The sequence below is a fragment of the Streptomyces venezuelae genome (assembly GCF_008642375.1).
Taxonomy (GTDB): domain Bacteria; phylum Actinomycetota; class Actinomycetes; order Streptomycetales; family Streptomycetaceae; genus Streptomyces; species Streptomyces venezuelae_G.
The window spans coordinates 3,711,796-3,734,971 of the sequence record NZ_CP029194.1; the positions used below are offsets into that span (position 1 = coordinate 3,711,796).

Annotated in this window: 21 protein-coding genes and 1 pseudogene; 8 read left to right on the plus strand and 14 right to left on the minus strand. The window is 72.8% G+C overall.

The features are described 5' to 3' along the window. The first annotated feature begins 110 nt into the window (after window positions 1–110). The gene (locus tag DEJ46_RS39150; RefSeq protein WP_190622688.1) at window positions 111–1,595 is read left to right on the plus strand and encodes a hypothetical protein; all 1,485 of its coding nucleotides are present in this window, start codon (window positions 111–113) and stop codon (window positions 1,593–1,595) included. A 142-nt stretch (window positions 1,596–1,737) separates the two neighbouring features. Beyond that, a complete protein-coding gene (locus DEJ46_RS16730; protein WP_150274494.1) occupies window positions 1,738–2,322 on the plus strand; it encodes a flavin reductase family protein in 585 nt (194 codons plus the stop codon). On the opposite strand, the gene DEJ46_RS16735 is transcribed toward DEJ46_RS16730, so the two are convergent. From DEJ46_RS16735 to DEJ46_RS16750, 4 genes are all read right to left on the minus strand, one after another. Beyond that, window positions 2,319–2,819, minus strand: a complete 501-nt coding sequence (locus DEJ46_RS16735) for a hypothetical protein (protein ID WP_150267318.1) — start codon at window positions 2,817–2,819, stop codon at window positions 2,319–2,321. The two genes, DEJ46_RS16730 and DEJ46_RS16735, sit on opposite strands and share 4 nt — an antisense overlap. A 6-nt stretch (window positions 2,820–2,825) precedes the next feature. After that, on the minus strand, window positions 2,826–3,299 hold the full coding sequence (locus tag DEJ46_RS16740) for a hypothetical protein (RefSeq protein ID WP_150267320.1): 474 nt from the start codon (window positions 3,297–3,299) through the stop codon (window positions 2,826–2,828). Between the two features lie 35 nt (window positions 3,300–3,334). Then, window positions 3,335–4,648, minus strand: coding sequence for an MFS transporter (locus DEJ46_RS16745; RefSeq protein WP_150267323.1), 1,314 nt, complete (start codon window positions 4,646–4,648; stop codon window positions 3,335–3,337). A gap of 91 nt (window positions 4,649–4,739) precedes the next feature. After that, window positions 4,740–6,005: an MFS transporter gene (locus DEJ46_RS16750; RefSeq protein WP_150267325.1), complete on the minus strand. Its 1,266-nt coding sequence runs from the start codon at window positions 6,003–6,005 to the stop codon at window positions 4,740–4,742. 72 nt (window positions 6,006–6,077) lie between these two features. On the opposite strand from DEJ46_RS16750, the gene DEJ46_RS16755 reads away from it, so the two are divergent. Continuing rightward, window positions 6,078–7,169 carry a GlxA family transcriptional regulator gene (locus tag DEJ46_RS16755; protein WP_223834701.1) on the plus strand — a complete coding sequence of 364 codons (1,092 nt, stop codon included), beginning with the start codon at window positions 6,078–6,080 and terminating at the stop codon, window positions 7,167–7,169. On the opposite strand, the pseudogene DEJ46_RS16760 reads toward DEJ46_RS16755, so the two are convergent. The 3 genes and pseudogenes from DEJ46_RS16760 to DEJ46_RS16770 form a co-directional block, all read right to left on the minus strand. Continuing rightward, a pseudogene (locus tag DEJ46_RS16760) lies at window positions 7,139–8,341 on the minus strand (MFS transporter); the annotation flags it as partial. The gene DEJ46_RS16755 and the pseudogene DEJ46_RS16760 overlap by 31 nt on opposite strands. 101 nt (window positions 8,342–8,442) lie before the next feature. Continuing rightward, complete coding sequence (locus tag DEJ46_RS16765) at window positions 8,443–9,498, minus strand: Zn-dependent alcohol dehydrogenase (protein WP_150267327.1); 1,056 nt, start codon at window positions 9,496–9,498, stop codon at window positions 8,443–8,445. After that, complete coding sequence (locus DEJ46_RS16770; protein ID WP_150267329.1) at window positions 9,495–10,427, minus strand: SDR family oxidoreductase; 933 nt, start codon at window positions 10,425–10,427, stop codon at window positions 9,495–9,497. The genes DEJ46_RS16765 and DEJ46_RS16770 overlap by 4 nt, the downstream gene beginning before the upstream one ends. A 101-nt stretch (window positions 10,428–10,528) precedes the next feature. On the opposite strand from DEJ46_RS16770, the gene DEJ46_RS16775 reads away from it, so the two are divergent. Then, on the plus strand, window positions 10,529–11,455 hold the full coding sequence (locus DEJ46_RS16775; RefSeq protein WP_150267331.1) for a cyclase family protein: 927 nt from the start codon (window positions 10,529–10,531) through the stop codon (window positions 11,453–11,455). A 197-nt stretch (window positions 11,456–11,652) separates the two neighbouring features. On the opposite strand, the gene DEJ46_RS16780 is transcribed toward DEJ46_RS16775, so the two are convergent. The 4 genes from DEJ46_RS16780 to DEJ46_RS16795 form a co-directional block, all read right to left on the minus strand. Next, on the minus strand, window positions 11,653–12,096 hold the full coding sequence (locus DEJ46_RS16780; protein WP_150267333.1) for an ATP-binding protein: 444 nt from the start codon (window positions 12,094–12,096) through the stop codon (window positions 11,653–11,655). Window positions 12,097–12,448: 352 nt separating this feature from the next. Beyond that, window positions 12,449–13,372: an acyl-CoA dehydrogenase family protein gene (locus tag DEJ46_RS16785; protein ID WP_150267335.1), complete on the minus strand. Its 924-nt coding sequence runs from the start codon at window positions 13,370–13,372 to the stop codon at window positions 12,449–12,451. 8 nt (window positions 13,373–13,380) lie between these two features. Next, window positions 13,381–14,514, minus strand: a complete 1,134-nt coding sequence (locus DEJ46_RS16790) for an acyl-CoA dehydrogenase family protein (RefSeq protein ID WP_150267337.1) — start codon at window positions 14,512–14,514, stop codon at window positions 13,381–13,383. Beyond that, entirely contained in the window at window positions 14,514–15,746 is a 1,233-nt protein-coding gene (locus tag DEJ46_RS16795) for an amidohydrolase family protein (protein WP_150267339.1), read from the minus strand. The genes DEJ46_RS16790 and DEJ46_RS16795 overlap by 1 nt, the downstream gene beginning before the upstream one ends. A 158-nt stretch (window positions 15,747–15,904) precedes the next feature. Here DEJ46_RS16795 and DEJ46_RS16800 point away from each other — a divergent pair, with 158 nt between their 5' ends. Further along, the gene (locus DEJ46_RS16800) at window positions 15,905–17,428 is read left to right on the plus strand and encodes a class I adenylate-forming enzyme family protein (RefSeq protein WP_150274496.1); all 1,524 of its coding nucleotides are present in this window, start codon (window positions 15,905–15,907) and stop codon (window positions 17,426–17,428) included. 65 nt (window positions 17,429–17,493) lie between these two features. Next, entirely contained in the window at window positions 17,494–19,338 is a 1,845-nt protein-coding gene (locus DEJ46_RS16805; protein WP_190622691.1) for an FG-GAP-like repeat-containing protein, read from the plus strand. On the opposite strand, the gene DEJ46_RS16810 is transcribed toward DEJ46_RS16805, so the two are convergent. After that, window positions 19,331–19,696: an STAS domain-containing protein gene (locus tag DEJ46_RS16810; protein WP_150267341.1), complete on the minus strand. Its 366-nt coding sequence runs from the start codon at window positions 19,694–19,696 to the stop codon at window positions 19,331–19,333. The genes DEJ46_RS16805 and DEJ46_RS16810 overlap by 8 nt on opposite strands. A 210-nt stretch (window positions 19,697–19,906) precedes the next feature. Here DEJ46_RS16810 and DEJ46_RS16815 point away from each other — a divergent pair, with 210 nt between their 5' ends. Together DEJ46_RS16815 and DEJ46_RS16820 are read left to right on the plus strand one after the other, a co-directional pair. Next, window positions 19,907–20,491, plus strand: a complete 585-nt coding sequence (locus tag DEJ46_RS16815; protein WP_055641984.1) for a sigma-70 family RNA polymerase sigma factor — start codon at window positions 19,907–19,909, stop codon at window positions 20,489–20,491. Beyond that, window positions 20,488–21,795: a maleylpyruvate isomerase N-terminal domain-containing protein gene (locus DEJ46_RS16820; RefSeq protein ID WP_150267343.1), complete on the plus strand. Its 1,308-nt coding sequence runs from the start codon at window positions 20,488–20,490 to the stop codon at window positions 21,793–21,795. The genes DEJ46_RS16815 and DEJ46_RS16820 overlap by 4 nt, the downstream gene beginning before the upstream one ends. 17 nt (window positions 21,796–21,812) lie before the next feature. Here the strand turns inward: DEJ46_RS16820 and purU are convergent, their stop codons facing one another. Both purU and DEJ46_RS16830 read right to left on the minus strand, forming a co-directional pair. Then, window positions 21,813–22,664 carry a formyltetrahydrofolate deformylase gene (gene purU, locus DEJ46_RS16825; RefSeq protein ID WP_150267345.1) on the minus strand — a complete coding sequence of 284 codons (852 nt, stop codon included), beginning with the start codon at window positions 22,662–22,664 and terminating at the stop codon, window positions 21,813–21,815. 60 nt (window positions 22,665–22,724) lie between these two features. Beyond that, window positions 22,725–23,168 (minus strand): SCO4402 family protein, encoded by a 444-nt coding sequence (locus DEJ46_RS16830; protein WP_150267347.1) that lies wholly within the window; start codon window positions 23,166–23,168, stop codon window positions 22,725–22,727. Between the last annotated feature and the right edge of the window lie 8 nt (window positions 23,169–23,176).

Consider the following 23,176-nt stretch of genomic DNA (forward strand, 5'->3'; position numbering starts at 1 on the left):
CCAACTCCGCGCGCTCACGCAAAAGATCCCGAAGATCCGGAAGATCCTTTCTCCTGGAGCCGGCCCTGCTGACTGCTCTGCTGAGCCCACTGGTCCCGACGGGCGCGGCGGTGGCGGCGACGCCCGCGCCGACCGCACCCTCGGAGCCTGCGCCGGCCTCGGACGCCCAGGCTTCGGACGAGCCCACACGCGAGCCGTCGTCCACCACGAACCCGACACCGGACCCGACACCGACGCCGACGCCGACGCCGAGCACGGAACCGACACCGGACCCGACGCCCACGCAGAGCACGGAGCCGGCGCCGGACCCGACGCAGACCGTCGCCCCCACCGGCGACCCCTCCTGCCCCGCCCTGCCGCTCGCTCCGTTCGGCACCCCGGGCGACGCGGTCGGCCGAGCGACGCTCGCTCCGGAGCAGTACGCATGCTGCGTGAGCTACGGCTTCGGGCCGCTCGTCGCCACCCTGTCCGAGCAGAAGACCGCGATCTGTGCCGTGCTCCCGACGATGTCGGGCGACCGCTTCGCCATGCCGCAGAGTTCCGGTACCGACATTCCGGGCACGCCGACCCCCAGGCTGTACACGCTGGCGGACCGCCAGGACGGCTGTACGAAGCGGCACTACTACGGGCGCTACGAGTGCGAGGTTCCGCCGACGGAGGACGAGCGGTACCCGGTGTCCCGGCCGACCGTCCTCCTGATCGGCATGCCGTCCAGGCCCACCACGTCCCCCGTGCCGGTAGCGGCGAAGTTCTCCTGCATGCACTCGCCCTGCGGCGCCGACGCCCGGACCATCGGCACCGTCACCCCGGGCACCGTCGGCGCCGGGAAGATCACCATGAAGGTCACCGGCACGGCCCTGCACGAGAAGGACGTCGTCGAGCTCACCTCCGGCTCCTGCCGCGCCCGTTCGACTACGGTCTCCGTCGCGACCGACCGCCGGAGCATGGTGGTCGCCCTCGACCTGACGAGCGCCCCGCGCACGAAGCTCTACGCGACCGTGGTCACTCACGACGCCGAGAGGTTCGCGCGCGGCCAGATCACCGTCATCGCCCCGCTCCGCGTCACCGCCGCCCCCAAGGTCACCGGCACGGTCGTCGTCGGCGGCAAGGTGACGGCGACGGCCGGCTCGTGGACGCCGGCGGCCGACACGTACGCGTACCAGTGGCGTGCCAACGGCGCGATCATCGCGGGGGCCACGGCATCCTCGTACACGCTCCCGTCGACGCTCCAGGGCAAGCAGCTGTCCGTCTCCGTGACCGCTCGCAAGGCGGGTCACCCGGCCGTGACCTCCGCCGGCGCGGCCTCCGCCGTCAAGGGCGTCGCCCCCAAGGCCACCAAGGCCCCGTCCCTCACCGGCACCGTCAAGGTCGGCCGGACGCTGACCCTGAACCGGGGTACGTGGACGCCGGCGCCGAGCTCGTACGCGTATCAGTGGTACGCGAACGGGCGGGCGATCAGCGGTGCGACGAAGGCCTGGTTCACGCTGACGAGCGCGCAGCGCGGGATGAAGATCACCGTGCGGGTGACGGCCTACCGCACCGGTCATCTCAACGGTGTCGCGTGGACCCCGGCGACCTCGGCGGTCGTCGGCTGATCCTCGCGAGGCGCGAGTGAAGGAAGCCCCTCGGGGCGGCGGACGGCCGTCGCCCCGAGGGGCTCTCGCGTGCGGGAGGTCCCGGGGCTTCCCATCTGACGAACCGTCAGTTTCAATGGGTGATGTGATGGGACACGCCGGGATGGCGGCCACCGCCGTCCGACACCTGAGAGCGGCCGGTTCGCCGACGGCCGTCGAAGCACTGCCACGGCCGGTACTGCGCGCGGTACGGGAGGACGAGCGACCGCCCGTCGATCCCGCCGAGTTCCGCCGCGTCCTCGGTCACTTCGCGAGCGGGGTCACGATCGTGACCGCCCTCGACGCGGAAGGGCCGGCCGGGTTCGCCTGCCAGTCCTTCGCCTCGCTCTCCCTCGACCCGCCCCTGGTCGCCTTCATGGTCGCCCGTACGTCGACGACCTGGCCCCGGATCGCCGACGCGGGCTCCTTCTGCGTCAACATCCTCGGGGCCGGGCAGGGCGATCTCTGCCGGTCGTTCGCGGTCAGCGGGGCCGACAAGTTCGCGGGGGTGGAGTGGGACCGCGCCCCGGCCACCGGCTCACCGCGCCTGGCCCACTCGCCCGCCTGGATCGACTGCACGATCACCGCCGTCCACACGGGCGGCGACCATCTGATCGTGGTCGGACGGGTCGAGTCGCTCGGCGCGACGGAGGACGGGGATCCGCTGCTGTTCCACCGGGGGCGGTTCGGGCGGTTCAGCTCGCCCTAACCCTGCGCGTACAGGACGATCCCGCCCACCAAGAAGACGCTCACCACGGCGAGCGTGCCCCAGAGAAGCAGGGAGACGAAGTAGCCCTGCCTCGTCGGCCGGGTGAGCAGCACCGCCACCGCCAGGACCGCCCAGCCCACGATCCACCCCCGCACGCCCCCGAGGGGTGCGAGGAGGGCGCCGGCGAGGCCCGCGAGCGCCAGCTGCCACCAGAGCGGGTCGCGGCCGAACTTGCGGCCCAGGGCCTCGCCCAGCAGCACCACGGGCAGGATCAGCACGGCGGAGACCGCGAACGCCGCCAGTACGCCGAACACCGCCACGAACGGAAGCGCCAGCAGGACGAGAGCGCCGCCGGCAGTGTCGTCTCCGGGCTCCGGCTCCATCGACAGGCCCACCGTCATCAGCACCGCCAGGGCCACCCCGGCCTCCAGGCACAGCGCCAGTGTCGAGACCCTCAGCATCCGGGCATGCGTCCGCCCCGCCCCAGGACCGCTCATGTGCGATCACCCCCTGGCGGTCATCATGTTCCTTCGGCGGCCGCGGGCTCCGCCCGCCCTCCGGGTGACCAGCGCAGCCACCGTCAGGACCACCACGGCCGCCAGCCACGCCCCGGCCGTGTCCGTCGGGCCCGAGCCCGCCGAGAGGGCCCGGGGCAGGACCGGCAGCGTGGCGCCCGCGGCCGCGACGGCCGGTACCCAGCGGTCCGCGCCGCCGCCGAAGCGGCCGGCCAGGTGCTCGCTCATCCACACCGTGGGCAGCACGATGACCACGGCCGCCAGCAGCACGGCACCCAGCCACGTCGGCAGCAGCAGCGGGTGCGTGAAGACGTCCAGGAGCATGGCCGCGTCCCGGGCGGGCTCCCCGGGCTCGGCGAGGGCAGCCCTCGCCGCCACCGTCAGGGACGCCTCCAGCAGCAGCACCGGCACCGCCACCCGCAGCATGCGGCCGACGGTCCGGCCGTCGTCGGAATCGCTCATCCGCGATCACCTCCTCGGAAACTCGTCGGGAACCATCATGCGACCACCGGAATCGTCGCCTCCGTCCGGGGCCGCCGGATGACCAGGGCCATCAGGGCCGCCGCCGCGCAGAGCGCTCCGGAGGCGTACCAGACGACGTCGTACGAGCCGAAGACGTCCCGGGCGACACCGCCGCCGAAGGCGACGACGGCCGCGCCCACCTGATGGGAGGCGAGGACCCAGCCGAAGACGATCGCCGAGTCCTCGCCGTAGTGCTCGCGGCAGAGGGCGATCGTCGGCGGGACCGTGGCCACCCAGTCCAGGCCGTAGAAGACGATGAAGAAGAGCATCGGCGGGTGCACGGTGGGCGCGAGGAGCATCGGCAGGAAGAGCAGCGAGACGCCACGCAGCGCGTAGTAGACCGCGAGGAGCCGGCGGGCCTCGAAGCGGTCGGTGAACCAGCCGGAGGCGATCGTGCCGACGACGTCGAAGACACCGATGACGGCCAGCAGTCCGGCGGCCGCCGTGACGGGCATCCCGTGGTCGTGGGCGGCGGGCACGAAGTGGGTCTTGACCAGGCCGTTCGTCGAGGCCCCGCAGATCGCGAAGGTTCCGGCGAGCAGCCAGAAGGGGCCCGTGCGGGCCGCCTTGAGCAGGACGGTGACGGCCCGGCGTGCGGCGCCCGTGACGGCGGCGGGCTTCTCGGCGTACTCCCCGCCGTACGGGGCGAGGCCCGTGTCCGCCGGGTGGTCGCGGAGCAGCAGCCACACGAAGGGGACGACCGCGAGGGCGGCGAGCGACACGGTGACCGCGGCGGGACGCCAGCCGTGGTCCTCGACCAGCCAGGAGAGAAGGGGAAGGAAGACCAGCTGACCAGAAGCCCCGGCCGCGGTGAGGATGCCGGTGACGAGGCCGCGGCGGGCGACGAACCAGCGGTTGGTGACGGTCGCGGCGAACGCGAGCGCCATCGAGCCGCTGCCGAGGCCGACGAGTACGCCCCAGTAGAGGACCAGCTGCCAGGCGGCCGTCATCCACACGGTGAGGACGGAGCCGACGGAGATGACCGTCAGCGCGAGGGCGACGACGCGGCGGATGCCGAAGCGGTCCATGAGCGCGGCGGCGAAGGGAGCCGTGAGCCCGTAGAGGGCGAGATTCACCGAGACGGCGAAGCCGATCGTCCCGCGCGACCAGTCGAATTCCTCGTGCAGCGGCTCGATCAGCAGGCCCGGCAGGGAGGCGAAGGCCGCCGCGCCGATGATCGTGACGAAGGTGACCGCCGCGACGAACCAGGCGCGGTGGACGCGGGGCGCGCGACGGGGCGATGAGGGATTCGGGGGCGCGGAAGCGGCGCTCTCGGTTGTCTGGGCCATGCCACAGAGCATCCCGTCCGCGCCCCCGCCCCCACCATTGGCCTGAACGACACGTTTCCAAAGGATCGGGACATCGGCCACTCACGCGGGCCTACACCCGCGGCAGCCTCCTGACCGGGCGTACGACGAGCAGCGCCGCGACGACGAGTACGGCGATGCCCGCGCCCGTGAGCAGCACCTCCTCCGCACCCACGGCCGCCGCGACCGGGCCCGACAGCGCGCGGCCGACGCCCATCATCAGGAGCGAGCCGGCCACGTCGTACGCGTGCATCCGGTTGAGGGCCTCCTGCGGGACGTGGGTCTGGACGGCGGTGGACCACATGACCAGCCAGAAGGCGAAGGCCGCGCCGCCGATGAACTGACCCGCGCCGAGCAGCCACACCGGGGCGCCCGTGCCGAGCAGGAGGAGGTTCACGGGGAGGCCGAGGAGGGCGACCGCGCCCGCCGCGAGGGGGCGTCGGGGGCGCAGCCGGAGGGCCAGGAGGCCGCCGACGGCACTGCCCGCGCCGTTGATCGCCATGAGCACGCCGTACGTGGCGGAGCCGTGGTCCCCGGTGACCAGGCTCGCGGTGAGCGGCACCATCGGGCCCGCGACGGTCAGCCCGTACACGGTCCAGATGCAGATGACCCCCCACAGCCAGCTGCGCGAGCGGAACTCGCGCCACCCGCCGGCGAGTTCGGCGCCGAGGGAGTCGCGGCGGGCCGTGTCGGACGGGATGGGGACGAGCCGCATGAGGGCGAGGCAGAGGGCGCTTACGGCGAAGGTCACGCCATTGACGGCAAAGGCCGCGCCCGCGTTCCACACGGCGACGAGCAGGCCCGCCGCGGCCGGTCCCGCCATGATCATGAGGGCCTCGACGACCCGCAGGACGGCGTTGGCGCGCTGCACGTCGGGGGCGATGCGCGGGATCGTGGAGGCGACCCCGGGCTGGAAGAGGGCGGCGCCCACGCCGCTGAGGACGGACAGGGCGTAGACGGCCCACAGGGGCGGGCTGCCGACGGTGAAGGAGACGGCGAGGACGGCGGCGCCGGGGAGCCGGAGCAGGTCCGCGAGGATCATCATGCGGCGGGCGGTGAACCGGTCGGCGAGGACGCCGCCGAAGAGCACGAAGAGCGCGAAGGCGGCGGTCCAGCCGCCGAGTGCGAAGCCGACGGTGGAGCCGGGGTGGCCGGCGCCGAGGAGTCCTGCGGCGTAGGCGACCGGGACCATGCCCTCGCCGAAGACGGCGACCGCGCGGGCGACGAAGAAGAGCCGGAAGTTACGGTTCCACAGTGCGGGCGGCCCGGCCGGTGCGGAACCCGGTGCGGGAATCCGTTCGGCGGCCTCAGACTTGTACGTGTTGTCCGTCACGGACACGAAGAGGTACCAGTCAACTGGTCTGGACCACCACTGGTTTTCCGTCCACGCGCTTCCGAAGGAGCCCCCACCGTGCCGAGGCCGCCCCACCGCGTCGCCGTCCTCGCCCTGCCCGGGCTCCTCCCCTTCGAGCTGGGCATCCCGCACCGCATCTTCGGCCGCGCCCGGGACGCCGAGGGCACGCTCCTGTACGAGATCGTCACCTGCGCCCCGGTCGCCGGACCCGTCCCCACCGACGCCGATTTCTCCGTGCACGTGGAGCACGGTCCCGAGATCCTCGCCACCGCCGACACGGTCGTCGTCCCCGCCTCGTACGAGCTCGGCCCGGTCTACGAGGAGGGCAGGCTCACCGAGGAGCTCGCCGCCGCCCTCGCGCACATCCGGCCCGGCACCCGGCTCGTCTCCATCTGCACCGGCGGGTACGTGCTCGCCGCCGCCGGGTTCCTCGACGGACGCCCGGCCACCACCCACTGGTCCTCCGCGGCGCACTTCCAGCGGCTCTTCCCGAGCGTGCGGGTCGATGCCGACGTCCTCTTCGTCGACGACGGCGACGTCCTCACCTCGGCGGGCGTGGCCGCCGGGATCGACCTGTGCCTGCACATCGTGCGCCGCGACCACGGCACGGCCGTCGCCAACGACGTCGCCCGCAGGACCGTCGTACCGCCGCACCGGGACGGCGGGCAGGCCCAGTACATCGAGAGGCCCCTCCCCGAGGCCGGCACGCACACCACGACCACGGCAAGGGCGTGGGCGCTCGCCCACCTCCACGAGCCGATCCAGCTGCGGGACCTGGCCGGGAAGGAGGCGATGAGCGTACGGACGTTCACCCGCCGCTTCCGCGACGAGGTCGGGATCAGCCCCGGACAGTGGCTCACGCAGCAGCGCGTCGAGCGCGCCCGGCACCTCCTGGAGTCCACCGGCCTGCCCGTCGACCGGGTCGCGCAGGACGCGGGCTTCGGCACGGCCCAGTCGCTGCGCGTGCACCTGATGAGCGCGATCGGGGTGACGCCGACGTCCTACCGGCGCACCTTCCGCTCCTCCCCTCCGGAACCGTCGGAGACCACGGGGGCATCGGAGACCACGGGTGGATCGGGGACCACGGGCGGGTCGGAGACCACCGAAACCTCCGCGACCACCGGGGCGCCGGGCGCCGCCGCCTCCTGACCGGCCCGAGCGCGGCGGGTCAGCCGCCGCTCCCCCACCGCGCCGACCGCGACGAGCAGCAGGGTCAGGACGACGCCGTAGAGGATCGCCGTCGACGGGGCCACCACCTTGAGCAGGCCGCCCGCGAGGGCGCCGCTCGCCGCGTAACCGGCGCCGACGGCCGCGTACATGACCGAGTACCCGGCGGCGAGCGCGGACGGCGGGAAGATCTGCCGCAGCGCGAGGTTGCGGCTGAGGGCGGCGGGGGCCTGGAGGAGTCCGGCGACGACCAGGACGGCGCCGATGGCGGCGGCCCAGGGCAGGAGGGCGACGAGCGCGACGCCCGCGGTCACCGCGAGGACCAGGACGACGGACTGGACGAGCAGCGCACCCGGCCAGCGGCCTCGCAGGCCGTAGACGAACGCGCCGACCGCCGAGCCGATCGAGAATCCGGCGAGGATCGGGCCCGCCCAGCCGATGGCGATCCCGCGCTGTTCGAGCAGGGCGGGCAGGATCAGTTCGGCGAGCGCGAGCAGGGAGAGCCCGGCGGCCCCGAGGACGTACACGGGCCAGGCCCGCAGCAGCGCCCGCCGCTCCGGGGCCCCCTTCGTCCGCTCCCCGGTGGTCCAGCCGGCCGGCAGCAGCCACAGCCCGGCCACCGACAGCCCCATCAGGACCGCCTGGAGCAGCAGCGGTACGGCGGGACCCGCGCCGAGCGCGAGACCGGTGGCGAGCGCGGGCGCGGCGGCCCAGACACCGAAGGTCAGCATCGTCTCCATGCTCATCGCCTGCGTGACGGCCCGCTCCGGGACCATGCCGGTCAGGAGGGCGCGCAGCCCGCCGGGCACGGCGGCGGGTCCGGCGCCCGCGAGCAGCGCGAAGGCGGAGAGGACGACGGGGTGCGCACCGGGTGCGAGCCCGAGCCCGGCGAACCCGGCGGTGCCGAAGGCCAGTCCGGCGGCGAGCTGCGGCCGGGCGCGCTCGGCGTTCATGCGCATACCGAGGACGGGCGCGGCGACGATCTCCCCGAGGACGTACACGGCGGCGACGACCGCCCCCAGCGTGTAGCCCCCGGGCCGCTCGCGCACGAGGAAGACGAGCGCGAGCGGCGCCATGGCGACGGGCAGCCGCCCGGCGGCGGTGACGGCGCACCAGGCGAGGACGGGGCGGGTGGCGAGCTCGCGGTAGGACATGGCCACGACCGTAACCGTCAGGCGGTCCTGTCCCCAGGGGATTACCGCCCTCCTCGTCCTCCTCGCCTCCTCCCCCCTCCTCGCCTCCTCTCCCGTCCGGCTCAGAAAGTGAGCACGCCTCGCGCGACCTTCCCCTGCTCGGCGTCCTCGACGGCCCGCGCGAACTCCTCCACGGGGTACGTCCGTGTCACCAGCTCGTCGAGGAGGAGGCCGCCGGAGCGGTACAGCTCCGCGTAGAGCGCGATGTCCTTCTGGGGGCGGGAGGAGCCGTACCGGCAGCCCAGGATCGACTTGTCCAGGAACATCGCGGCGGGCGGGAAGCTCGCCTCCGCCGTGGGGGCGGTCATGCCGAGGAGGATCGCCTGGCCGTGCCGGTCGAGGAGTTCGATCGCGGTACGGACGAGGCCGGTGTGGCCGACGCACTCGAAGACGTGGTCGGCGCCGGTGGGCAGGATCTCGCGTACGCCGTCGGTGGAGGTGAGGAAGTGCGTGGCGCCGAACCGCAGGGCCACGGCCTCCTTGTCCGGGTTGGTGTCGACGGCGACGATCGTCGGGGCGCCGGCGATCCGGGCGCCCTGGATGACGTTGAGGCCGATGCCGCCGGTGCCGATGACGACGACGGTCTCGCCGCGGTCGACCTTCGCGCGGTTGAGCACGGCCCCGACGCCGGTGAGGACGCCGCAGCCCATGAGGGCGGCGGAGGTCAGCGGGATGCCCTTCGGGATCTTCACGGCCTGGACTGCCTTGACGACGGTCCGCTCGGCGAAGGAGGAGTTGGACGCGAACTGGAACAGCGCCTGTCCGGTCGAGGCGCGCGAGAACGGCTGTCCCGGCATCCCGATCGCCTTGCGGCACATGGTGGGCCGGCCGCGGTCGCAGTCGGCGCAGGCGCCGCAGTTCGCGAGGGTCGAGAGGGCGACGTGGTCGCCGGGGACGACGTGGGTGACGCCGGGGCCGACGGCCTCGACGACTCCGGCGCCCTCGTGTCCGAGGACGACGGGCGGCGGGAAGGGGATCGTCCCGTCGACCACGGACAGGTCGCTGTGGCAGAGCCCGGCGGCGGCGATCCCGACGAGCACCTCCCCGGGCCCGGGGTCCCGCACCTCCAGGTCGTCGACGACCTGGACGGACTTCCCGTCGAACACGACACCCCTCATGACCCGCTCCTCTTGTCCGTGTTGGGGCGCTCGCCGGCCGCCGCGGCCCTGGCCATCTCCTCGAGCCGTTCCAGCATCGGCATGGGGTCCGTCCCCACCGTCCCCGGCAGGAAGTCCGCGATCCGCTCCGGGGTCCAGCCGCCGCCCTCCGCGTACCCGGCCCGCAGCTCCCTCGGCTGCGCCCAGACCGCGATCTTCGGGCCGGCGATCGTGTACACCTGGCCGGTGATCCTCTCCGCCCTGGCCCGCTCCGAGAGCAGGTAGACGACGAGCGCGGCCACGTCCTCCGGTTCGCCGATCTCCTTCAGCTCCATGGGGACGTTGGCGGACATCCGGGTCCTGGCCACGGGCGCGACCGCGTTCGCGGTGACCCCGTACTTGTGGAGTCCGAGGGCGGCGCTGCGTACGAGCGAGATGATCCCGCCCTTCGCCGCCGAGTAGTTGGCCTGTGCGACGGAGCCCTGGTGGTTGCCGCTGGTGAAGCCGATCAGGGTCCCCGTACCCTGCTTGCGCATCACGGCCGAGGCCGCGCGGAAGACCGTGAAGGTGCCCTTCAGATGGGTGGCGACGACCGGGTCCCACTCCTCCTCGGCCATGTTGAAGAGCATCCGCTCGCGCAGGATGCCCGCCACGCACACGACGCCGTCGATCCTCCCGTACTCGGCGAGCGCGATGTCCACGACGCGCTGTCCGCCCGCCATCGTCGAGATGTCGTCGGCGACGGCGACGGCCGTGCCGCCGGCCGCCTCGATCTCCTTCACGACGGAGAGGGCGATCTCCGAGGTCGGTTCGCCTCCCTCGATCGACACCCCGTAGTCGTTCACGACGACCTTCGCGCCCTCCGCCGCGCACGCGAGGGCGACGGCGCGGCCGATGCCCCGCCCCGCGCCCGTGACGGCGACGACCCTGCCAGCCAAGAAGTTCCCCATGCCCGGCCCCTCCCGCAGTTTCTGACGGTCCGTTAGATTCATTCGTCGTCAGGATTCTACGGTCCGTCAGATACCCGAGAACAAGACCCCGGAGGCCCCCGATGTCTCTGCCCGCCGCATTTCACGAGATCGCCAAACGCGTCAACAACTGGGGCCGTTGGGGCCAGGACGACGAGATCGGCACCCTCAACCTCGTCACCGACGAGGTCGTACGGAACGCCGTCGCGACCGTCCGCACCGGCCGGCGCGTCCCCCTCGCCGTCGACCTCAAGCAGGACGGCGTCCAGACCGGCATGATCCCCGGCCGCGTCAACCCGCTCCACGTCATGATCCAGGTCAACCAGGAGCTGTTCGGCCCCGGCACGGTCGCCACCAGCGACGACGCCGTGACCCTCGGCCTCCAGGCCGGCACCCACTGGGACGCCCTGACGCACGCCTCGCACTCCGGACGGATCTACAACGGCCGGCCCGCCGGCACGATCACCGCCCACGGCCGCGCCGAGTTCAGCGGCATCCACACCGCCCGCCAGGTCGTCTCACGGGGCGTCCTGCTCGACGTGGCCGCCGCCAAGGGCGTCGACCGACTGCCCGGCGACCACGCCGTCACCCCCGAAGACCTCGACGAGGCCGCCGACTTCGGCGGGGTCACCGTCCGGTCCGGCGACATCGTCCTCGTACGGACGGGACAGATGCAGGTGTACCTGGCCGGGGACAAGCACGGGTACGCCTTCCCGTCCCCCGGGCTCTCGGTCCGTACGCCGGAGTGGTTCCACGCCCGGGACGTCGCGGCCGTCGCCAACGACACGCTCACCTTCGAGATCTTCCCGCCGGAGATCGACGACCTCTGGCTGCCCGTCCACGCCCTCGACCTCGTCGAGATGGGCATGCTCCAGGGCCAGAACTGGAATCTCGAATCACTGTCCACAGCCTGTGCACAGGAGCGGCGCTACGCCTTCCTGCTCTCCGCGATGCCGGAGCCCTTCGTCGGTGGCACGGGCACACCGGTGGCCCCAATCGCGATCCTCTGAGACACGTCTTTGCCGGTGGCGGCGCGCTCGCACGCGCCCCGAGCACGGCGAGCGGAGCGAATGGGGGTCCCCCCGCGTGCGAAGCGCTGCGGGGGAGCCGCCACCCGGCCACGACCCGCACACGCCGAGGGCACACGGCCCTCGGCTCCCCTCGCCACGAATCGCTCACACCAGAGTGGGCAAAACGGAACGAACCGTCAACAGTGCACCCGGCCGGGCGCCACCGCACCCTGCCCGTTCACAGAGTTCACCGGGGCCCGGTCCACCTCGCACCAGATGCTCTTCCCGGCGCCCTCGCGCTGCCAGCCCCACCGGTCCGCGAGGCCGTCCACCAGCTCCAGGCCGCGCCCGTTGGTGTCCTCGCCCTCCGCGTGCCGGGGCCGCGGCGGGCGGTCGCTCGCGTCCGCGACCTCGACCCGCACGCCGCCCTCCGCCGCGAACAGCATCCGCAGCACTGCGGGGCAGCCCGTGTGCACGACGGCGTTGGTCACGAGCTCGGAGATGAGCAGCACCAGCGTCTCCGCCAGCGGCTCGTCGTCCCCTATGCCCGAACCGGCGAGCCGCGAACGCGCCCACCTCCGGGCTCGCCCCACTTCCGCCGGGTCGGGCCCGACCTCCAACTGAACCTGAAGCACCTGCACCGCTCACACCATCCGAACCGGCGGACACACCTTCACGGAACGTGATTCCCTTGTGGGACAGCATGGTTGACGTACAGTCACCGCAACAAGCGCTTCGGGCATATTCCAGCGCGAAGGAGTACGAGTGGTCCATACTGTGCGACGCACTCTGCGGGTAGTCGAACGCCGGGTACGAGCGGCGGGCATCCCCGGGCCCGGAGTCACCTCAGGGGCGACACCGGGACAATCCGGGCCAACGAGCACTCGCATCCCACGGAGAGTACCGGAGCCGGAGACCGACTCCGGGCCGTGACGGCCCCACCGAAGGACACAACCCGATATCGACATTCCGTGACGCGACGGACGCGGCGCGCTACAGGCGGGCCGCCACCACCTCCTCGGCCCGCGCGGCGGGCAGCCACAGCTCGGCCCGCACCCAGGCCCGCTTGAGGTGCAGGTGCACGTCCGCCTCCCAGGTGAAGCCCATGCCGCCGTGCACCTGGAGGCAGTCCCGGGCGTTCGCAGTGGCAGCCTCGTCGGCGAGGAGCTTGGCCCCGGCGATCTCGACCGGATCGGCGGTCACGGCGGCGGCCCGCACGGCGGCCCGGGCGAGTTCGGCCCGCACGAGCATCCCCGCACACAGGTGCTTGACCGCCTGAAACCCCCCGATGACCTGCCCGAACTGCTCCCGCTCCCGAGCGTAGGCGACAGCCATGTCCGTGGTCCGCCCCGCACTCCCGACCTGCTCGGCGGCGGCGAGGAGAGCGGACACCGCCTCCGTCGAAACCGTTGTGGGCAGGCGTTCCGCACGGCGTGGGGGTCCCCCCTCTGGGGAAGGGTGGGCACAACCCCCGGTGCCGGGCACCTTGTGCAGCGGCGTCAGCGGATCCACCGACCGCACCGGTACGGCGCCCTCCGCCTCCCCCAGCACCACATCCGCCTCGTCCAGCCAAGGAACCAGCCCCTCCGAAGCGGAGGTCACCACGACAGCCCCCTCCGCCGCACCCGGCACCGCCCCCGCCGCCACATGCGTGGCAACGAGCGGCCCCGGCAGCAGCACCCGCCCCGCCTCCTCGAAGAGGAGCACCGCCTCCGGGAGGCCGAGCCCCACCCCGCCCTCCTCCTCCGGCAGTCGCAGCGCGAAGAACCCGGCCGCGCCGAGCTCCCGCCACAGCTCCCGGTCCAGGCCCCCGGAGTCCACGGCGGCCCGCAGCGCCTCCCGGCCGAAGAGCCGCGCGAGCAGCTCGCGTACCCCCTTCCGCAGCGCCCGCTGGTCCTCGGTGAGTCGGAAGTCCATGGCGGGGGTCACCGTCCCTTCGGGAGGCCGAGGATGCGCTCGGCGACGATGTTGCGCTGGATCTGGGAGGTGCCGGCGGCGATCGTGTACGAGAGCGAGGACAGCCGGTCGAGCGTCCAGTCCCGCCCGAGGTCCAGCGCGTCCGGGCCCAGGACCGTCGCGGCGGCCTCGTACAGCTCCTGCCGGGCGTGCGAGTAGTGCAGCTTGAAGACGGACCCGCCGGCGCCCGGCACCCCGCCGGTCGCCTGCGCCTCGCTGATGTTCGCCTGGGTGAGCCGCCACAGCGCCTGGAACTCGGCGGAGAGCCTGCCGAGCCGCCGCCGCAGGACGGGGTCGTCCCAGGTGCCGTTCTCCCGTGCCGTACGGGCGAGTTCGCCGAGGAGGCGACGGCAGGCGACGACCTCCCCGACGAACGCGGTGCCGCGCTCGAAGGAGAGCGTCACCATCGTGACCCGCCAGCCGTCGTTCTCGTCGCCCACCCGGTTGGCCACCGGCACCCGCACCTCGTCGAGGAAGACCTCCGCGAACTCCGTCGAGCCCGCGAGGGTCCGCAGCGGCCGTACGGTGACACCGGGGGCGTCCATGGGCATGGCGAGCCAGCTGATGCCCCGGTGCCTGGGTGCGGTGGGGTCCGTACGGACGAGGAGTTCGCACCAGTCGGCGACCTCGGCGTGCGAGGTCCAGATCTTCTGCCCGCTGACGACGTACGCGTCGCCGTCCCGGACGGCCTTCGTCCGCAGGGAGGCGAGGTCGGAGCCCGCCCCGGGCTCGCTGAAGCCCTGGCACCAGACCTCGTCGCCGCGCAGGACCGGCGGCAGCCAGCGCTCCCGCTGGGCGGCCGTGCCCTCGGCGGCGATCGTCGGGCCGGCGTGCAGCAGCCCGACGAAGTTGGCGCCGACGTAGGGCGCTCCGGCGAGCTCGGTCTCCTCCAGGAAGATCAGCCGCTGGGTGGGGGAGGCGTCCCAGTGGACGTCGGCGTATCCGGCGTCGTGCAGCCTGCGCTGCCAGCCGCAGTCGTACGCGCGCCGGGCCGGCCAGTCCAGCGGGTCGGGCCTCGGCGGCAACGCGGGCAGGACGACCGCGAGCCAGGCCCTCAGCCGCGCCCGGAACTCCTCCTCCTCCGCGCTGTACGCGAGGTCCATCAGACGGCGTCCCGGACGGCCCGGACGCCCCGGTCGAGGTCCCGGTCGAAGTCCAGGTCCAGCATCCGGATGGCGTTGCCGCGCATCAGCTTGTAGACCGTCTCGTCGTCGAGGCCCTGGACGTGGTCGAGGGCGACCTCCTTGGTGTGCGGGAAGGTCGAGTCGACGTGCGGGTAGTCGGTCTCGAAGGTGGCGTTGTCCCGGCCGACGACGTCCAGGGACGCGATCCCGTGCTTGTCGCGGAAGAAGCAGCAGAAGATCTGCCGGTAGTAGTACGTGGACGGCGGCTCGGGGATGAGGTCGCGGACGCCTCCCCAGGCGCGGTGCTCCTCCCACACGTCGTCGGCGCGTTCGAGGGCGTACGGGATCCACCCCATCTGGCCCTCGCTGTAGGCGAGCTTGAGCCGCGGAAACTTCACCAGCACTCCGCTGAAGAGGAAGTCCATCATCGAGGCCATGGCGTTGTTGAAGCTCAGGGAGGCCTGGACGGCGGGCGGGGCGTCGGGGGAGGCGGCGGGCATCTGGCTGCTGGAGCCGATGTGCATGTTGACGACGGTGCCGGTCTCCTGGCAGACGGCGAAGAAGGGGTCCCAGTAGCCGGAGTGGATCGACGGCAGGCCGAGGTGGGTGGGGATCTCGGAGAAGGTCACGGCCTTCACGCCCCGGGCGGCGTTGCGCCGGATCTCGGCCACGGCGAGTCCGATGTCCCAGAGCGGGATGATGCAGAGTGGGATGAGCCGGCCGCCGCTGTCGCCGCACCACTCCTCGACCATCCAGTCGTTGTAGGCGCGGACGCAGGCGAGGGCGACCTCCTTGTCCTGGGCCTCTGCGAAGGTCTGGCCGCAGAAGCGCGGGAAGGTGGGGAAGCAGAGGGAGGCCTCGACGTGGTTGAGGTCCATGTCGGCGAGGCGTGCCTTGGGGTCCCAGCAGCCGCGCCGCATCTCGGCGCGGGTGATCCCCTCCAGGGTCATGTCGTCGCGGTCGAAGCCGACGGCGGCGATGTTCCGCTTGTACGGGAACTTGAGGTCCTCGTAGATCCACCAGTCGGTCGGCGGGCCGTCCGGGTCCATCGTGATCTGGTACTTGCCGGCGACGTAGGCGAGCTCGCCGATGCCGGCCGTGAGGGGCCTGGGGCCTCGGTCGCGGTACTTCTTCGGGAGCCAGGTGTCGAAGAGGTGGGCCGGCTCGATCACGTGGTCGTCGACGCTGATGATGCGGGGCAGTTCCGTCATGACCCCTCCATGTCTCTCATGGCGTTTTCTGATGGACCGTCAGATCTGACGGGATCAGGCTAGCCCCGCACCCCTGGACCGACAAGCGCCCGGCCTCTACGCTCACCGCACGATCTGACGGAACGTCAGCCAAGAGGAGTACGGTCATGGATACGGCCCTGGACCAGACCGCGCACGCCCTCGGCGAGTCACGCACCCTCTGGGAGCTCGTCGAGCGCCGCGCCGCCCTCACCCCCGACCGGCCCGTCCTGCTCCAGGGCGACCGCGTCCTCACCTTCGGCGGGCTGCGCGAGCGCGCCGAGCGCTGCGCCGCCGGGCTGTACGGGATGGGGGTCCGGCCGGGCACGGTCGTCGCCTGGCAGCTGCCCACCCGCATCGAGACCGCGGTGCTCACCTTCGCGCTCGCCCGCCTCGGCGCCGTACAGACGCCGGTGATCCCCTTCTACCGGGACAAGGAGGTCGGCTTCGCCCTGCGCGAGTCCCGGGCCGAGTACTTCGCCGTCCCCGGCGTATGGCGCGGCTTCGACCACACGGAGATGGCCCGCCGGCTCGGCGCGCGCGGGATCTTCGAGGCGTACTCCCCCGAGAGCCTCCCCGACGGCGACCCGGCGGTGCTGCCCCCGCCGCCCTCCTCAGGGACCGACGTCCGCTGGATCTACTGGACCTCCGGCACGACCTCCGACCCCAAGGGCGTCCTGCACACCGACCGTTCGCTCCTCGCGGGCGGCTCCTGCCTCGCCCACGCCCTGCGGCTGACCGCCGAGGACGTCGGCTCGATGGCCTTCCCGTACGCGCACATCGCCGGGCCCGACTACACGGTGATGCTCCTGCTGTACGGATTCCCCGCCGTCATGTTCGAACAGTTCGCGCTGCCCGAGGCGCTCGACGAGTACCGCGCGCACGGCGTGACCGTCGCCGGCGGCTCGACCGCCTTCTACGCGATGTTCCTCGCCGAACAGCGCGCGCGGCCCGGCGAACCGGTCATCCCCACCCTGCGGCTGCTCGCGGGCGGCGGGGCGCCGAAGCCGCCGGAGATCTACCACGCGGTGCGCAAGGAGCTGGGCTGCCAGCTCACCCACGGGTACGGCATGACCGAGGTCCCGATGATCACGATGGGCGACCCGGACGACACCGCCGAGAACCTCGCGACCACCGAGGGCCGCCCGCCCGCCGGCATGGAGATCCGGATCACCGGCGACGGCACCGGCGACGGTGAGGTCCGGCTCCGCGGCGAGGCCGTCTGTCAGGGCTACCTGGACCCGGCACAGACCGCGGCCGCCTTCGACGAGGACGGCTTCCTCATCACCGGGGACGTGGGCCACCTGACCCCGAGCGGCCACCTCGTCCTCACGGGCCGGATCAAGGACATCATCATCCGGAAGGGAGAGAACATCTCGGCCAAGGAGATCGAGGACCTCCTCCACGGCCACCCGGACGTCGGCGACGCGGCCGTCATAGGCCTCCCCGACCCCGAGCGCGGCGAACGTGTCTGCGCGGTCGTCGAACAGCCCCCGGGTGCCGCCCCGCTGACCCTGCCGGCGGTCACGGCCTTCCTCCGCGAGGCCGGTCTCTCCGTCCACAAACTCCCGGAGCAACTGGAGGTCGTGGCCGCCCTCCCGCGCAACGAGACCCTGCGCAAGGTGCTCAAGTACCAGCTCAGGGAGCGGTTCGGCGCTCGGTGAGCGCCGCTCTATGATCCCCGGGAATCCTCCGCGGGCACCCACCCGCGGAACCGGAGGGGGACCACATGAGAAGACGACCCATCGCGCTCGCTGCAGGCCTCGCGGCCGTCGCGGGCCTGCTGCTCGGCATACCGGCGGCGGGCCAGGCGACGGCGGCGACCACGGCCGGGACCGCGACCACGGCTGCGGCTGCGGCTGCGGCGGCAGCTACGGCGACCGCGCCGACCGCCACCGCCCCGTACGCCGACGAAGTACGCGTCGTCAGCTGGAACATCTGCGGCGAGGCCGGCGGCGAGCGCGGGCAGCTCGGCTACTGCCCGCACCGCAACGACCCCGGCCCCAAGATGGACGAGGTCAAGAAGCTCGTCGACGCCCACCAGGCGAACGTCGTGATGCTCCAGGAGGCCTGCGGCTACCAGGGCGCGACGCCGCCGGCCGGAGCCGAGAAGAGCCACATGGCGCTGCTCGCCGCCCGCCTCGGCCCCGGCTGGTCCCTCGCGCACGCCGCCGGGAACAGGGCCGGTGACTACGTCCTCGGCACCAGCGGCCCGCTCAAGCCCGTGTCGGCCTGCCGCGGCATCGCCCTGGGCGGCTCGGTCGGCGTCCTGCTCGCCGTCAAGGGCACCTTCGACGGCCCCGTCGAGCGCGTCGAGACCGTCCCCGCCGAGCTCTCCGACCGCCGGATGCCCCTGCTCTGCGCACGGGTCACCGGCCGCACCGACACCTTCTGCACTACGCACCTCATCGACAACAACAACGCCGTGGCGCAGCGCCAGAGCGAGACCGTCCGCGACCACCTCCAGGGCGCCCTCGCCGCCGGTGTCGTCCTCGGCGGCGACCTCAACAACCGCGAGACCTCGGCGGCCCTGGCCCCGATCGCCACCACCCTCGACCGCTGCGAGACCGGCGACGACACCTTCGTACGCTGGGAGGACGGCAAGGACCGACGCTGGAGCCGTCTCGACCACCTCTTCGGCACCCAGCGGCCCGGCGGGCAGCGGTTCGTGTCCTGCACCGTCGACCACTCCCTCCTGGACACCACGCAGAACCTGGCGTCCGGAGCCGAGGAGCCGAACGGCTGGTCCGACCACGCCCCGGTCATCGGCTACCGCCGCCCGGCCCCCGTCCCCGGCGACCAGACCGGTGACGGCGCGCCCGACCTCGTCGCCGTCGACGACGCCGGCAGGCTTCGGCTCTACCACGGCGAGGGCACCGGCGGCCTCCCCGGCGCCCACGACGTCATCGGCACCGGCGGCTGGTCCACCGCCTCGGTGGCGCACCGCGGGGACTGGACGGGCGACGGCACGGAGGACGTGCTCGCCCGGGTCGGCGGCGAACTGCGCGTCTACGCCAACCGCGGCGACGGCTCGATCACCGCGCCCGTGACGGTCGCGACCGGACTGCCCACCGACACGAAGGTCGTGGGCGTCGGCGACGTCACCCACGACGGACACCCGGACGCGGTCCTCCAGTACGACGACAGGCTGTGGCTGCGCGCCGGGGTCCGCGGCTCCGCGCCGGCGGTGGCCGCGCCCGTCCTGATCGGCGGCAGCGGCTGGGACGTCATGACGCTCACCTCCCCCGGCGACGCCGACCGGGACGGCCGCGTGGACCTGCTCGCCCGGCACACCGGGACCGGCGACCTCTGGCTGTACCGGGGGGACGACGACGGGACCTTCGACCACCGCGTCGCGTACGGCCACGGCTACGACGTCACCTCGCGCCCGCTGCTCGCGGGAGCCGCCGACGCCGACCGGAACGGGGTCGCCGACCTGTGGGCGACCACGGACGAGGGCACCGGCACCCTGTTGTTCTACGCGGGCGGCACCGGCGCCTCGGGAACCCCGGTGGACGGCCCCCGCACCACGGTCGGGACCGGCTCCTGGAGCACGATCCGGTCGATCAGCTGACCTCCTCCACCGCCGCCGGGACGTCCCCGTAGACCTCGAAGAGGCGGCGGACGCCGAGGGCGGACAGCACCCGGTCGACGTGGCCGTCGCCGCCTTCGACCGCCGTCTCGGGCAGGATCAGGCGGAGGCGGCCGCCGCAGGAGCGGAGGAGGCGGCGGGCGGCGATGAGGACGCCGACGCCGCTGGAGTCGCAGAACCGCACGGCGGACAGGTCGATCACCAGGTCGTGGCGGCCTCCCGCGACCGCGTCGTGGACGCGGCGGCGTATCCGGGGGGAGGTGACCAGGTCCAGTTCCCCCCGGATGCTCAGCACCGTCCAGGGGCCGCGTTCGTCCTCGTCGACCTCGATCGTCGTCACGGTCGCCGCCTGCCCCGGCACGACCGGCCGAAACCCCTTCTCCGAGGTATGGCGCTTTCCTTACCATCCAGACCCGCGTCAAGGGCGCACTTGCGGCAAACAGACGTGCTCTGTCGGCCCGGCACATTACTTTGGAGTTGGAAAGCCAGGACCAGGGCACCGACGAGGGCACTGTCGAGGACGCGAGGACCGGCAGGACGGAGGATTCGCATGGCGATGGAGACACCACCGCGCTGGGACCGCAAGATGCAGCAGCGGCTCGCCGCCGGAGAGGCCGCCGCGCTCGGCGAGTTCTACGACCGGTTCGCCTCGCTCGTGCACAGCCTCGCCCACCGGGTGCTCGACGACGACGCGGCGGCCGACCAGGTCACCCGCGAGGTCTTCGGCTACATCTGGGAGAACCCCGACGACTACGACCCCAAGCAGGGGAACATGCGGTCGTGGGTGGCCCGGCTGACCCAGCGGCAGGCCGTCCACCGGCTGCGGCAGGCCGAGGCGACGGCCTACGCGGAGACCGGGCAGGGCTCCGCCGAGGAGCTGGAGCAGAAAGTCCGGCGGGCCCATGTCGCGGCCCGCGCGGAGCACATCGTGACGTCCATGCCGGCGCCGCTGCGGGCCGCGCTCGAACTGGCCTACTTCCAGCGGCGGGACTACCGCCAGACCGCGGCCGACCTCGGGGTCACCGAGGACGAGGCGCGGCGGCGCCTCCGGCTCGGGCTGCAGCTGCTCTCCTCGGCGAACACCCGCCCCCTGGAGGGCTCCTCACCGCCCGGCGGCTACGGGCGGACACTGTGACGGGGGCGAACGGCGACGCGGACGACGTCGCACGCGCCCCGTGGATACCGGGACCCCGCCGGTCGGCGGACGACCACGCGGACCTGACGTCGGCCCCGCCGATGGCCCCGGAGACTCCTGCGAACCCGGAGACCCCGGAGACTCCGGTGACCCCGGTGACCCCGGTGACCGAGGTGGAGGCCGAGGAACCTCCGGACGTGCCCCAGCTGACGCACCGCGTGCTCAAGTCCCTCCTCGGGGCCTGGGCGCTCTCGGCGTGCTCCGCCGGGGAGACGAAGGCCGTCGAGGACCACCTCACCGAGTGCGCGCCCTGCGCCGAGGAGGCCCTGCGGCTGCGGGACGCCGTCGCGCTGCTCCACGAGGACCGCGACCTGGACCTCGACCCGCTGCTGCGCTCCCGGGTCCTGGAGAACTGCCTGGGCCGCCGCCCCGCCCGCGTACCGGTGCCCGAGTGGGTCACCCCGTACGACGCGGAGACCGCCCGTCTCGACGCGCTGCTCCGGGACATCGGCGAGTCGGAGTGGCACGCCCCGGTGCGGCTCAAGTGGTACGAGAACGACCACCTGGTGCGCCGCAAGACCACCGTCGCCGGGGTCATCGGCCACTTCCTCGCCGTGGACGGCCTGGTGAGCTCCGCGCTCGGCATCAAGGACCCGCTGGGCGCGGGCGTGCCCGAGCTCTCGCCGACGGAGCGGACCGAGGCGTTCTGGTCGGCGCTCGACCGGCCGCCGAACCGCGCGCTGCGCGGGCCCTGGCGGGACCAGACGCACACCCTGATCCGCACGGTCTCCTTCGCGGGCCGTGGCGTGGGTGACCTCACGGTCACCTACAAGGACTTCGCGCTGCCCCTGCGGGACTCGCTCCTGGAGCGGGCCTTCGAGTGCTGGCTGCACGCGGACGACATCGCCAACGCGGTGGCGTACCCGTACGCCCCGCCGAGCGGCGCCCATCTGCACGGCATGATCGACCTGGCGGCCCGGCTGCTCCCGGCGGCCCTCGCCGGCCGCCGGCGCAGCGGCCTCGCCGCCCCGGCCCGGCAGCTCGTCGCGGCGGGTGCGCCCGGCCGCTCGCTCCACCTGGAGGTCGAGGGCGCGGGCGGCGGCCACTGGTACATCGCGCTGGACTCCCCGGCGGCGGTCGGCTCGCCGGAGCGGGCGGTGGCGCAGGTCGCGATGGACGGGGTGGAGTTCTGCCAGCTGGTGGCCGGCCACATCTCGCCGGAGGAGGCCGCGGCGGGCCAGGACGGCGACCGGGAGGCCATCCGCGACGTCCTGTCGGCGGCGGCCTCCCTCAGTCGCCTCTAGTCCGAGGTCCGGGCGGCTCAGGCGAAGACGACCGTGCGGCGGCCGTTGAGGAGGATGCGGCGCTCCGCGTGCCACTTCACCGCGCGGGCGAGCGCCTGGCACTCCACGTCGCGGCCCACCGCGACCAGCTGGTCCGGGGTCACCTCGTGGCCCACCCGCTCGACCTCCTGCTCGATGATCGGGCCCTCGTCGAGGTCGGCCGTCACGTAGTGCGCGGTCGCGCCGATCAGCTTCACACCGCGCGCGTGCGCCTGGTGGTAGGGCTTGGCGCCCTTGAAGCTCGGCAGGAAGGAGTGGTGGATGTTGATGATGCGCCCGGAGAGCTGCTTGCACAGGTCGTCGGAGAGCACCTGCATGTAGCGGGCGAGGACGACCAGCTCGACGTTCTCCTCGCGGACCAGGTCGAGGAGCTCGGCCTCGGCCTCGGCCTTGGTGTCCTTGGTGACCGGAATGTGCCGGAAGGGGATGCCGTACGAGCCGACGAGCTCCGCGAAGTCCGTGTGGTTGGAGACGACGGCGACGATCTCCACCGGAAGCGCGCCGAGCCGCGAGCGGAACAGCAGGTCGTTCAGGCAGTGCCCGAACTTGGAGACCATGAGCACGATCCGCATGCGGTCGTCGGCGCGGTTGATCTGCCAGTCCATCCCGTAGGAGTCCCCGACCGCCGTGAAGCTCGCGCGCAGCTTCTCCACGTTCACCGGCGCCTCGGCCGAGAAGTGGACCCGCATGAAGAAGAGACCCGTGTCGTGGTCTCCGAACTGCTGGCTGTCCTCGATGTTGCACCCGGTGATGAACAAGTAGCTCGACACGGCGTGCACGATGCCCTTTTTGTCCGGGCACGAAAGGGTGAGGACGTACTGGTCGGTCATCCCGTCAGCCTGCCATACGCGCGAGGCCCGCAAGAGCCACCGTCCGTCAGGCGGAACGGCTCAGGACCGGGTCATGATACGGAGCACGTCGAGGGAGCGCGGGGGCGTGTCGGGGTCCTCCCCGTCGGCCCGCGCCATCCGTACGTGTGCCTCGCGGGCGGCCTGTACGACCTCGGGCCAGCCCTGGTGCTGCAGATAGGCGGAGACGGGCGCGTCCGGGCCCACCTGGTGCAGGATCCGCAGCACGCGGAGTACGGCGACGTCGACGAGGGCGGCCTCACCGCTGTCACGGAAGACGGCGCCCACGTACTTCTCGGCGGACCAGTTGTCGAGCCAGGTGTCCTCGACGAGTCGGTAGACGGCGTCGGTGACGTCGCCGTACCCCTCCTGGCCGGTCAGCCAGGTGGTCTCGTGGAACCCGGGGTCGGAAAGCATGTGCAGCGCGGAACGCACGTTGATGCGCCAGCGCCACCACGGCATGTCGTTGAGCGGCATGCCGCCCATGGTGGAGG